Source organism: Candidatus Kuenenia sp. (genome assembly GCF_039794105.1).
GTDB lineage: Bacteria > Planctomycetota > Brocadiia > Brocadiales > Brocadiaceae > Kuenenia.
The window spans coordinates 84,331-96,865 of sequence record NZ_JBDIWA010000011.1 but is presented as its reverse complement, the minus strand read 5'-3'; the positions used below and the strand labels follow the sequence as shown (position 1 = coordinate 96,865).

9 protein-coding genes are annotated in these 12,535 nt (G+C 41.1%); 7 read left to right on the top strand and 2 right to left on the bottom strand.

Going from position 1 to position 12,535, the window contains the following annotated elements:
• From ABJL82_RS07890 to ABJL82_RS07870, 5 genes are all read left to right on the top strand, one after another.
• A partial coding sequence (locus ABJL82_RS07890; RefSeq protein ID WP_347274182.1) for a hypothetical protein occupies nt 1-243 on the top strand: 243 nt, incomplete at its 5' end.
• Nucleotides 244-530: 287 nt separating this feature from the next.
• Nucleotides 531-728 (top strand): PAS domain-containing protein, encoded by a 198-nt coding sequence (locus tag ABJL82_RS07885; RefSeq protein ID WP_347274181.1) that lies wholly within the window; start codon nt 531-533, stop codon nt 726-728.
• Complete coding sequence (locus ABJL82_RS07880; RefSeq protein WP_347274180.1) at nt 706-1,962, top strand: ATP-binding protein; 1,257 nt, start codon at nt 706-708, stop codon at nt 1,960-1,962. Before ABJL82_RS07885 ends, ABJL82_RS07880 begins: the two co-directional genes overlap by 23 nt.
• Before the next feature lie 1,559 nt (nt 1,963-3,521).
• Nucleotides 3,522-4,739: an MFS transporter gene (locus ABJL82_RS07875; RefSeq protein WP_347274179.1), complete on the top strand. Its 1,218-nt coding sequence runs from the start codon at nt 3,522-3,524 to the stop codon at nt 4,737-4,739.
• A gap of 675 nt (nt 4,740-5,414) precedes the next feature.
• Nucleotides 5,415-6,005: a TetR/AcrR family transcriptional regulator gene (locus ABJL82_RS07870; RefSeq protein WP_347274178.1), complete on the top strand. Its 591-nt coding sequence runs from the start codon at nt 5,415-5,417 to the stop codon at nt 6,003-6,005.
• Nucleotides 6,006-6,018: 13 nt separating this feature from the next.
• Here ABJL82_RS07870 and ABJL82_RS07865 read toward each other — a convergent pair whose 3' ends face one another.
• Nucleotides 6,019-6,882 carry a 2-oxoacid:ferredoxin oxidoreductase subunit beta gene (locus ABJL82_RS07865; RefSeq protein WP_347274177.1) on the bottom strand — a complete coding sequence of 288 codons (864 nt, stop codon included), beginning with the start codon at nt 6,880-6,882 and terminating at the stop codon, nt 6,019-6,021.
• 2 nt (nt 6,883-6,884) lie between these two features.
• Nucleotides 6,885-8,597: a 2-oxoacid:acceptor oxidoreductase subunit alpha gene (locus tag ABJL82_RS07860; protein WP_347274176.1), complete on the bottom strand. Its 1,713-nt coding sequence runs from the start codon at nt 8,595-8,597 to the stop codon at nt 6,885-6,887.
• 360 nt (nt 8,598-8,957) lie between these two features.
• Here ABJL82_RS07860 and ABJL82_RS07855 point away from each other — a divergent pair, with 360 nt between their 5' ends.
• Both ABJL82_RS07855 and ABJL82_RS07850 read left to right on the top strand, forming a co-directional pair.
• Nucleotides 8,958-11,288, top strand: coding sequence for a diguanylate cyclase (locus tag ABJL82_RS07855; protein ID WP_347274175.1), 2,331 nt, complete (start codon nt 8,958-8,960; stop codon nt 11,286-11,288).
• A gap of 425 nt (nt 11,289-11,713) precedes the next feature.
• Complete coding sequence (locus tag ABJL82_RS07850) at nt 11,714-12,520, top strand: AsmA family protein (RefSeq protein ID WP_347274174.1); 807 nt, start codon at nt 11,714-11,716, stop codon at nt 12,518-12,520.
• The last annotated feature ends 15 nt before the right edge of the window (nt 12,521-12,535 follow it).

Below are 12,535 nucleotides of genomic sequence, written 5' to 3'. Positions count from 1 at the left end.
AAGAAGATAGGTATTGGTGTTGTTATTTCAGGGGCGTTAATGTTTAGTTATTTTGGATTAAACACAGCATTCATTAGCCCAGTAATCGCAGAAGAGGAAGAGAAAGACATTGAGAAGAAGACTGATGGGTTGATGGGTAGTTATAAAACAGGAAGTGCTTCATATGTTAGTGCTGACGTTTCCAATGAGGATGTTTGTGAAAAATGCGGAAAAAAGAAAGCTGATTGCACCTGCGAGGAATAATAAGCAGTAAACAATTGATACATTCGTCATACAGGAGTATTCATTGTATGTAAGCTGACGTCGAGCTAATTGGTGACATATGAAAACAATTGGCGAAAGAAAACATTTATAGCATCTCGCTTTGCGAAGTAGCGGGCGGATGTTTCCCAATAGCGCCAGTGGCTTGCATTTATTTGTTGGATTTTCAGGATGGCATGGACAAACAGGGTTTGTCCGTGCCATCAGTCGTGTAGGGGAGGGCATTATCCGCAGAGAAATAAACAACGTGTACACGGAAGAGTGATATTTTGTTGGGTAATGCCTTGTCCTATCAGGTTCGCTTAATAGAAGTGGGATACCTTATTCTTAATGAGAAAGGGTTCATTCTGGCGGCAAACTTTGCAGGAGCTTTCATGCTGGGCATAGAGCCGCATGCGTTAACAAATAAACCTCTATCGAAATACATCGTAAAGGAGGATACAGATGCATCATACAAGGGCGTCTGAAATGGGAAACAAGGAAACCTGTGAACGGAGAATGCTTAAAGGAGATCAACCGTTTAATGCACAGCCTGAAAGCGTTGCGGTTGAGGATGCAGAGGGAAACATCATTCAATATCTTGTCACTATAACAGATATTTCTGACTACAAAGATTTGGAAATAAAATTAAATAGTTTGTTAAAGTTCCCCAGTGAGGACACTAATCCGGTGTTGCGGGTATCAAGTGAGGGAATAATTTTCTATGCCAATAATGCCGGTTCTCACATATTGAATTTGTTGGGCTGCCGTGTATATCAAATACTTCCTGAACCATGGTTGAAAATGGTTGATAACGCCCTACACAATGGCAGAACTATAACGTTTTACGGCGAATTTCCCCCCCATGTGTATTCTTTTACGTTTACGCCAGTGAAAGAGGAAGGTTATGTTAATATTTACGGGCTTGACGTCACCCAACAACGCAAGCGGATGGAACAAGAACTGCTGCATGCGCAGAAATTACAGGCAATAGGTGTTATGACAACAGGGATTGCGCATGAGTTAAACAACATGCTTGCAATCATAGACGGAAAGATACAGATGTTGATGCAGGAAAATAAAGGCAGAAAAAAATTACTTAATGAATTACGTTTAATTCAAAGTTCAATCAAGGATGGCGCTGAAATTGTCCGCCGTATGAATAAATTTACTACGGAGAAGGAAGATCGTGAAGGGTTTGTAACAATTGACTTACGGGAAGAGATAAAAAACACAATTGATTTAATTCGCCCAAAATGGAAGGAACACTCAGAGAGAAAAGGAATTACCTACACCATAAATTTGGACGGCGTTAAACACGTTTCATGCATAAATGGCAATCCTTTGGAGTTGCGGGAAGTATTGATTAACATCATCTATAATGCTCTTGACTCAATGCCAGAGGGAGGAACGCTTTCCTTTTCTACAAGGGAAGAAAACGGAAGCGTCGTTTTAGAGATTTCAGATACAGGCATTGGCATGGATGAAGAAACGCAGGCAAAAATCTTTGACCCTTTTTTTACCACCAAGGAATATGGCATGGGTTTGGGAATGAGTATTGTTTATGGGACTGTCAACCGGCATGGAGGCAAAATAACGGTGCAAAGTAAAAAGGGAAAGGGCAGTACCTTTATTCTAAGCTTTCCCATAGTGAAAGGGTCGCAAGGTATAACGAAGAATTATGCGCCTGGCAAAGGGATGTCAGATAAAAAGGGCGGGTGAAACCGCATACTTATCGTAGATAATATGGTGTCCCTTCGTTTCCTAAGACAGGGCTCTTGGGCTTATCCAGTGACTTCATGCTTATACCCTTGTTCTTGCCCTTGAAATCGTATCATGGAAACCTGAAATCTTGTTTGAAGTTTAGGAGCTTTATCCTCACCCAGCCTCACTTCAAGCTTCCCTCAAATGATTTTTTTGACGTAGCCAAGCGCGGAAGGGAGTCCTTCCGGAAGGTGGTGAAGGTTTCAGGCGTAACCACATATTACACAGATTAAAAAATTCGTTACAATCTTACAATTGACCAATGACCAATGGCCAAACAAATTCTAATGACAAAATGATTTGAAATTCTAAATGAGTGCATCTTTCGTATTTCGTGCTTTGTGCCTGCTTGCTTCTGGCTATGCCAGTTTAGGGGCAAAATGGTTTACAAAAAGATTTGAGAAGATGCCTGATCGAAACATTTTATCTAAGAAAGCAGGCGGCGAAAGGAAAAGATAAAGGTTGCTATTCCGCGTAAACATTACACGACTCCCGGCGGGTTCGGGTTTGCAACCGTTCAGGCTTCGTCGTGAGCTTAGCCGAAAGGTTGCAAACCTGAACCCGCGAATGTTAGTTTCCAGTGCTATTATATTCCCGAAAATTACAGATTGGGTCAAATGGGCATTTTTGCTTTATTTTGTAGGTGTAATTCCCCACTTTGTTACTGAAAAGTGATAAAATAGGCGTAAAAACAGGAGTTTATAGCAATTCATCCCCACTTTGGAGGCAAAAAAGTTCATTTGACCCAGTCGGCGGAGCTTGGGAACGAGCAGTTTTTTCAATCCACCATCAATATCATTATTATTGGATTCTGCCTCGTAGTGGCAAGACACGCCTTGCCACTACAATTTGCATGAAAAACCCTGACAGGGTTAAAATAAGACAGGATGCTTGCGATACAATACCCCTCTGACCACAGGCAGGTGTGAAGATTTACAAAAAATCGGGAATGCGCCTCCCCCCACCAACCCTAACAGGGTTCTAAACCACCAAAGTCTTACCCATATTCATCGTTTTGGCTTTTTAAAAGTTTTATTTGGCAATATGTTCTCATTCACGTTATTGCAGGTTTATAATAGGTAAACAATTGTATACTTATTTATTGACATATGCTGTTTCCTTAATTATTATATTTAAGTATATTGTCGGTTACTTATGCAAAGGGCCAAAAAAAATACATGCAATACTTTTGTCAAAAATGCAGTTGAAATACACAGTATTGAATTTAATTAAGATTGATAATTTGCTTAAAGAGGATTCTCGTTTTAGAAAGGACAAATTATGATAGTACTTTATGCAGTCGGCAATCGGCAATCTACAGTCGGCAAATTGCAGATTGCCGATTGCAGATTGAGGATTGCCGACTGAGGACTGAGGACTGAGGACTGAGGATTTTTTTCGTGTCAGTACAGCATGCATGTTAACAATTGTTTGAAATGTAATTATTTTTAATATCGTCAACAAAACACAATTAAATTAATCAAGACGGTAAATAGTAATTAATCAGGAGATTTTTTATGAATATGAATATGTCAGCGAATGAACAAATACAAACGCCAAATGGCAATACAAGGGTAATGATACTTGCAACCCTGGCATTTGCGCTATGCTTTGCCGGCTGGACATTATTTGCACCTTTAGCAATATATTTTCAGAGAGAATTTAATCTGTCTTCTACAATGGTGGGAGTATTACTTGCTACGCCGGTATTACTTGGTTCCCTCGCAAAAATTCCTATGGGTATTGTGACAGACAAGTATGGCGGAAGACTTGTTTTTACGATTATGCTTCTGTTTGGATTCTTATCTCTGTTTTTTACCGGTTTTGCCCGTAGTTATGGTTCTTTGTTAGTGTGCGGATTCTTTTTCGGTTTAATAGGATCTTCCTTTGCTGTTGGAATTCCGCATGTTTCAGAATGGTATCCAAAGAAAAAACAAGGCTTTGCATTAGGCGTTTATGGCGTGGGAAACGCGGGTACTGCCCTTGCTGCATTTGGAGCGCCACTTCTTGCTGAATCTTTGGGATGGAATAAGGTATTTATTATTTATTCATTTCCATTACTTCTCATGGCGTTTGTCTACTGGTTTTTTACATCCAATGCCCCAAAACCTGCCAATTTAAAGGTTTCAACCCTGAGTGACAAACTCAAACTTTATAAATCTTCCAGATTGGCCTGGATCTTTTGCCTTTTTTACTTCATGTTCTTTGGATTCTTCGTATGCTTTTCAGTATGGTTGCCGACGTATTTATATGACTTTTATCATATTTCGCCGGTAAAGGCCGGTAGCTTCACCTCTATATTTGTATTTCTCTCATCATTTACCCGAATCCTGGGTGGCTATCTGGGTGATAAGTTTGATGGAAGAAAAATAATGGTACTGCTTACAGTAACCGTACTTTTCATAGCGGTATTCCTAAATTTCAACTTATCATTAATAACCGCACTTGCGGTGTTTTATATTATGGGCACTTGTCTGGGTATTGGCAATGGTGTCGTATACAAGCTGGTAGCGGAATATTATCCAAAAGATACCGGGGCTGTGGGTGGCCTTGTAGGTGCAGCAGGAGGTCTCGGAGGCTTCTTTCTCCCTATAATTTTAGGCACAATTAAAGATTACACCAATAATTATGCTCTCGGGTTTATATTCGTATCCCTCGTTTGTCTTATGTGCCTTTCTTTTATGGAGAAAAAAACCATGGTAAATGCACATAGAAAAGTAGCAAATGCAATGTAATGTAGTGAAGGCTGGAAGCACAAAGCGGCAATGGGTAAATGGAAATGGGTGATTTTTATAGAAAGTATCTCCCTGTGACGTTTCGGTGATAGGATTCACCGAAACGTCGTGTAAATTCAAAAAAAATGTTCAAGACTGTTTTAGTACCTTAGCAGTAATTCTTTTGCATTTTTTGGCTGAATATTTAATGGTTAAATCCGAAATGCTAAATACCGATCCACCCCCTGCACCCCCGCCAGCGGGGGACATGTTCTTCCTTTGGAGGGGGTAAGGGGGAGGATTTTGGAATTTGTTTCGTGCTTTGTATTTTTTATCTCGTGCTTGTTTGGTTCTGGCTATGCCAGCATAGGGATTTCAATATTTTTGTAGAGACGCATTGCATGCGTCTCTACATTTAACGTTTAGGAATTTCAATCTTGCGAATGTAGAGCGAAGAATCTCTTCGCTCTACATGAAAAAGTCACCGAAGGCCTTATTCATCCATCAGCATTCTTAAGAAATGCTATAATTGCCGCACGGGAATGAATAGTACCGTCCCTTACATTATCTTGCCTTAAAAATTAAGTTTCATTTTCAATCTTGCATATTTTTATTTATAATTCCTTCGTTTTTGCATAGAACAATAGATAAGTTATATAGTCCTGTTGTAATTCATATACAGAAGGGGGGTCATGTGTGCAAGTAAGAAAATCTACGAAGATCAGGAGACAGCAAATTGTAGATATTATTCGGGCTATTATATCTTCAAAAGGGATTGAACATGTTACCATAAGCGAAATAGCTGAAGAAATGGGAACCACCAAAGGGGCTATTTACCGGCATTTTAAGAGTAAAAGGGATATACTGAGCTTATTGATAGATAATGTAGAAGAAACTCTTATGGATACTGTTGACAATGCAATGACGGATGAAAACCCCATTCAAAATTTAAATAATATTTTACTTGCCCAACTTACTTTAGCCAAAAATCGCCGGAAGACTTCCTTTATTGTCATTATGGGAGCCATGCAGTTTAGCGATCCAATCATACGCAAAAAGATATTAGAGCTTATCCAGAAGTACCTGCGGAAAATAGAGAAACTGCTTTTAAGCGGCGTCAAATTGGGATTAATAAAAAAGGACATCAATCCCAGGATATCTGCTATGGTTTTTATGGGGCTTATCCAGTCTACCGTAACTGTGTGGTCATATAAAGACTTTAACTTCGTACCAAAAAAAATGCATAAGCAACTATGGGATATTTATCAACATGGACTTGGACTTTAATCTTTGCACATAGTTATGTGAAATCCTCCCGTACTATGTCGCTTATATCTATATTCTCTATCTGCTCTTCCACAAGAGGGGACCTTTCAGTAAGCCCGGTCTTTTCTTCAAAGGTCTTCTTTTCTGCCCTGTAAATTATACCAATTGGGATCCTGTCTCCCCATTCACAGGACTTCTGAAAAGCAAGCATCTTGTCTTCCGGATTGTATGATTCATCATCGTTAACTTTGTAAATTCTTTTAGAGTACCACTCGAAGGTGTTCTTTTTATTAAATGATACGCAGGGCTGCAATACATCTATGAGAGCGAAACCTTTATATTTTATTCCTTCAAGGATGAGCCAGGAAAGATGTTCATAATCTGCAGCATATCCCCTTGCAACAAATCCTGCCCCAATAGCAATCGCCATTTCCAGGGGACAAAGAGGTTCTTCAATTACCCCTTCAGGTTGGAATTTTGTTTGATATCCCGGATCTGTTGTTGGTGATGCCTGCCCTTTTGTAAGGCCGTATATTTGGTTATCGTGAACTATCAACGTTATGTCTAAATTTCTTCGTATATTATGAATAAAGTGATTCCCACCCTCCCCATAACAATCACCATCTCCGGTAGTAATCACTACTGTTAATTTGTGATTTGCAATTTTTGCTGCAACGGCAACCGGCAGCGCCCTTCCATGAAGGCCGTTAAAACAGTTGCATCTGATATAGTGGGGTAGTTTTGCGGCCTGGCCTATTCCGGAAACAAATAAGACGTCTTTCAAATCCCTGCCAAGTTTGGCAACAGATTTTTTTACCGCATTAAGGATACCGAAATTACCACAACCGGGGCACCAGGCTATCTCTTCGCTGCTTTTAATATCCTTAACTTCTACCATAATTATATCTCCTGTCTGATTTGCTGGATAAGAAAGTCTAAATTAAAAGGTCTGCCGTCAAATTTTAATATAGATCTATTGGCTTGAATCCCGGTTTCCCGTTTTAATAATCTTGCAAGTTGGGCTCCGGCATTATTTTCTACAACAATGATATTTTTCGCTCCCTCCAGTAATTCAATCATATCGGCAGATGGGAAAGGCCAGACTTGAGGCAGATGAATGTACCCTATTTTTTTATCAGCGATTGATTCCTTTGTTTCTTTTAATACACCGTAGGTAGAACCGAAACCAATGAGAATACAATCGGCGCCTTCTACATCAAACGCTTTCGGCTTCTCTATTTCGTTCGAAAGGCCTGCCATCTTTTTGTAAAATCTTTTTTCAACCATCATGGTGCGTATCCCCGCATCTTCGGTTATGTGTCCTTCTTCTGTATGCTCATCACTATCTGCATAGACAGGGTCTTCTATCCACGAGGGTATTGCCCTGGGTGAAATGCCTGACTCGGTGATTTGATATCGTTTGTAATCTTTCACCTTTTTAGACTCTTCCTTTGATAAAATATATCTTTGTACTTTTATTTTATCCAAATCAAACATTTCGATATTTCTATAAGAGTCTGTTAAATGCTGGTCTGACATGATAATTACAGGTATCTGGTATTTTTCTGCCATATTAAAGGCCTTTATGGTTAAGTAAAATGCCTCTTCTATTGAACCGGGAGAGAATATTAGCCTTGCAAATTCGCCATGGCCTGCAGAAATGAGAAAATCAAGATCCCCCTGTTCTGTTCGTGTGGGAAAACCGGTTGCGGGGCCGGGTCTCTGCCCTTCATAAATTACAATGGGGGTTTCCGTCATGCCGGCAAGGCTTAAGCCTTCTACCATAAGGGCAAATCCCCCACCGGAAGTACCGGTCATTGACCGCACCCCTGCAAAGGATGCCCCTATTATCATGTTTATTGCCGCAATCTCATCTTCTGCCTGTTCGACAACTATGTTAAATCTTTTTGCATATTGTGCCATAAGGTTTGCAAGGCCGGTGGAAGGCGTCATGGGGTATGCGGAATAGAATTTACACCCTGCTTTAATTGCCCCCAATCCTATCGCATCACATGCGGTCAATAAAAGGGTGTCTTTAGCATTGCCTTTTTTTATTTTGAAGATATCCCGTTTAAAATTATTTCTGGCAAAATCATATCCGGCCTGAGCGGTTTCTCTGTTTTTATCTATGAGGTCCTTTTTCTTATCGGCGAATGCAGTTCTCAATACATTATCTACGTAACTAAAGTCCACGCCGGTCATTTCTGCCAAAAATCCACAAGCAACTGAATTAACAAATATCTCGTTCCCTCCAACCTCCTTTGCTATGTTGTACATAGGGATATCAAAAAATGCGCTATCTTCTTCAGTAATATTAAATCTCTTTTTATCGAGGACAATTACCCCATTTTCTGATATATCTTTTCTGTGGAGATTAACGCTTTTATTATCAAAGGCTACCATGATGTTGGAGTTTTGGCGGAGTGTATGGAGGTGTTTATCTGAGATTCTTATTTGATAAAAATTATTACCTCCCCGTATCCTTGACATGTAATCCTGGGCAGCAAAAATATAGAACCCGGCATTTTTGAACACATTACATAATGCCCCTCCTACAGTTTGCAATCCCTGGCCTGCTTCACCGGCAATTTTTATTGTAAGTTCATTATCCATAAATAGTTACCTCTATAGTATATTTGGTGGTCTCATCCCTTGTAGATTATTTAAAATTTCAATTTATTTTGTAATGTTGGAAGTTCAATCCTTTCATGAGAAAAGGTGAATAAGGAATGGGAAATTTGTTAAGTCAGGTATAATATGCACGCTATCAAATATGATTGTTCACTGCAAGGGTAATTGACGGCTTGGGAGTGTAATGGGGGAAAAAAAATTACGCAGAAAAAGTGACGGGTATGGGTAAATGTGAAGAATGGAGCATCGCACAAAGTTGCGCCATCGTAGGGGCGACCCCTGTGCCCTGTGGTCGCCCAACTAATATGTTACCTGGAATGTAATTTATAAGCGAGGAAGACCGTGAATTCAAAAAACCAAAAGCCGTCTATGTATGACGTATCAAATTTTACCATTCGTGATATGACGGAATGTTGTAAAGTAGTGCGCACTATTGGCAAAGGCGCAAAAAACATGGAAGAAGTTGCCAATCGCATTGTTAATCATTTATATGTCAATTTGATTGATGGGCAGAGCGGCAATAAGGCATGTTCGCTGGTTCGTTTTTTCAAAACGCATACGTTTGAAAAGCTCGACCCTGAACTTCAAAACTTTTCAAAAAATGTGTCAGGAAATAGCACTGTTTTCCCGGAGACTAAGTGCCTAACCCTCCTTGCGACAGTTGGTGAAAACCCGGCGTGGAATTCCAGAAAAACCTCAAAAGGGCACAGGGCGATTCCGCTTCTAAGCGAAGAGATGGTAGATCAGATTCCGATGATCAAAAACCTTATTACGCAGTTGGGGTTAGATACAGGCATGGTGATCAAGCCAGGCCGGCGGACTCTGTTAGATGAAAACGAGAAAATGTGTAATGTCTTTTACGTGCCAGAGGCGCATGGCAGCCCTTGTATTCCTGCACAGAAAGAATTTGTAGTACCCTACGGGATAAGATCTGTCATAGGATTTGGTGGTCTGTTTCCCTCGGGTGATGTCTTTGCGATCATTATGTTTCTGAAATGTACCATTACTAATAAAGTGGCGGATCTTTTCAAAATCCTTGCGCAAAATATAAAAATAGCGGTATTGCCGTTTGAGGATGCTGTATTTGCTCAACCTGGAAATGTTGCTGAGTATACGGCAGAAATTCAAAATCTCAGGGATCAAGTAGTTGCCATGGAGCGACTGCTGGAGGTGTACGAACAAAGTGTAATTGAGCAAACAATGAAATTCACTGAAGAAGTATCAGAGCATAAAAAGGTTGGAGAAATATTAAAGGATCGCGAACAATTCCTGCAAACACTTATGGAAGCAATGCCTGTTCCGGTATTTTACAAGGATAAAGGGGGAAAGTATATCGGATGCAACAGCGCTTTTGAGGATTTTTTAGGAATGCGTAAAGAGGAAATTATTGGCAAAACAGTCTATGAAGTTGCTCCTAAGGAACTTGCAGACCGGTATCACGAAGCTGACGCAGCTTTGTTTCAGAGCGGGGGAAGTCAGGTTTACGAAGCCATCGTGAAGCACCACAAGGGTTCAGTGCATGACGTCCTTTTCCATAAAGCTGTTTTCTGTGATCGGGAAGGCACGCTCTCCGGTTTAATAGGTGTAATTCTGGATATCACCCAACGGAAACGGACAGAGGAAACACTCAGGCACAGAACTGATTTTGAAAAAACAGTTGCAACTATTTCCAGGCGATTTGTAACCCTTTCTGATTTCGATGCTGCTGTTAACGCTTCTCTGAAAGATGCCGGCAGGTTGTGCATGGCAGGAAGGGCATACCTCTTTCAGTTCCGGGACAACGGCGCTATTATTGATAATACTCATGAGTGGTGTGATTCGGGAGTTAATCCTGAAATGAATAACCTTCAGAATATTCCTGTTATTGCATTCCCATGGTCAATAAAAAACTTGCAGGAAGGCAAAATAGTTCATGTGGCGGATATTTCTAAAATGCCGGATGAAGCAATCGCAGAAAGAACTGAATTTGAGAGACAGTCTATTAAGTCAATATTGATCCTCCCAATATATATAGAAAAAAAACTACTTGGATTTATTGGTTTTGACAACGTAAAGTCTACCGGCCAATGGTCTGAAGATGATGTGACACTGCTCAATATCATGTCGGAGATTTTGGGAAATGCAATAGCACGTATTGAGTCGGAAAAACTCATCAGCCACATGGCGTATCATGACGCCCTTACTAAATTACCCAACCGGAACCTCCTCCATGACCGGTTAAAAGTAGCCATGGCACATGCAATTCGTAGTGAAAATATGGTTGCAATTATAATGCTTGATCTGGATGGGTTTAAAATGATTAACGACTCCTTCGGGCATCAAAAGGGTGATTTATTACTCAAGGCTGTAGCAGAACGGTTAATGCAATGTTCGCGGGAAGGAGATACGATTGCCCGTATGGGTGGCGATGAATTTATAATCGTCATTCCAGACCTTGCTCAGACAGAAGATGCCGCTCTGTTTGCGCAGAAAATCCTGGATGCATTACGTCAGCCCTTTCTTATTGAGAAGCACGAAGTTCACACTACTGCCAGCATAGGCATCACCATCTTCCCCCTCTATGCAAATGATTCAGAAAGCCTGTTTAAACAGGCAGATGTTGCCCTGTATCTTTCCAAGGCAAAGGGCAAAAATACATACCAAATCTACAAGCCTGGCGTCAATCGATTTTAACCTTTCCTTTTGCTGGTTGTATTCCACAAATACTGAAGCCCATGCCCTGAGTGGCCTTCTTTTGGACAACAGTAATTCTGTCTTCCATATTTGCGATAATTTACTGAAATTATTTATCACAAGGATTAAGCTTGCAGAGGTGGTATTTTCAACCACACAGGTATTCCATATAGATTAAAGGCACACCAATCCCGGCGTTACCCTGACCTTTCGGTGGCAGCACAAGCTGGCTATGGTTGAGTTTTCAAGTGTGGTTTCGTTTGAACTGAACAATGGCGTTGTGTATAATGCACTGGGCTATTTCGTGTTACCGGTTAGAAGGTTATGGAAAAGGCATATGCGGCCGCCTACAAGGTCAAATCGCTTGGTGTTGAAGATCAAGAGGCGTTGCTGCAAAAAAACACTAATTTTACGGGAGAAAAAAAATGAAAAAGGGACCCAAAATTCTGATATCGGTTCTGGTGGTGCTGGTTGTTTTGATCGCGGTTGTTGCTCTGCTTACCAAGCTGTTCGGCGACCGCGCATTGAAGGTGGGGATCGAGGCCGGCGCCGAACGATCAATGCAGGTTGGGGTACATCTTGACGATGTAACGCTATCGATTTTCGACGGAACGTTAAATTTAAAAAAACTCATCGTCGATAACCCGGAAGGCTATCAGCATCCCAATATGCTGAAGGTTGGCAATACCTATGTTTCCGTTAATATTCGTACCCTCTTGAGCGATACGGTGGAGGTTAAAAAAATCCAACTGGATGATGTCTACCTGACCATCGAACAAAAGGGAGTGACCAACAATCTTCAGCATATCCTCAACAATCTGCCCAAGGACGACGCCCCGGACGAACCTGGCAAAAATCTTCGCATCAAGGAACTTCAGATCAACGGCGTGACTGTTGAGGCCAAACTGTTGCCGATACCCGGACAGGCCGACACTGTTAGGCTGCGTGTTGCGCCGATTATGCTGACCAATCTCGGAACTGAAGAAGATATTAATGTTGCCCAATTGACCGGTATTATTTTGGCAGCGATCGCCAGGAGTGTAATGGAACAGGGCAAAGACCTGTTGCCGCTAGATATGATCAACGACCTGGGCAAGGGCGTGCTGGGCGTGGGAACCGAACTGTTTAAGCACGGTACAGGCGTAGGTAAAGGCATACTCGAAGGGGCCGGCGACGTTGGCAAGGGTGCAACCGACGCCATTCGCGGCATTTTCCAGCGCAAGAAAGAATGACCTCCGTTCGATTGA

Coding starts and splice junctions, on each gene's coding strand:
- ABJL82_RS07880 (WP_347274180.1), top strand. CDS start 706: ATGCATCATACAAGGGCGTCTGAAATGGGAAACAAGGAAACCTGTGAA.
- ABJL82_RS07875 (WP_347274179.1), top strand. CDS start 3,522: ATGAATATGAATATGTCAGCGAATGAACAAATACAAACGCCAAATGGC.
- ABJL82_RS07865 (WP_347274177.1), bottom strand. CDS start 6,882: ATGGTAGAAGTTAAGGATATTAAAAGCAGCGAAGAGATAGCCTGGTGC.
- ABJL82_RS07860 (WP_347274176.1), bottom strand. CDS start 8,597: ATGGATAATGAACTTACAATAAAAATTGCCGGTGAAGCAGGCCAGGGA.
- ABJL82_RS07850 (WP_347274174.1), top strand. CDS start 11,714: ATGAAAAAGGGACCCAAAATTCTGATATCGGTTCTGGTGGTGCTGGTT.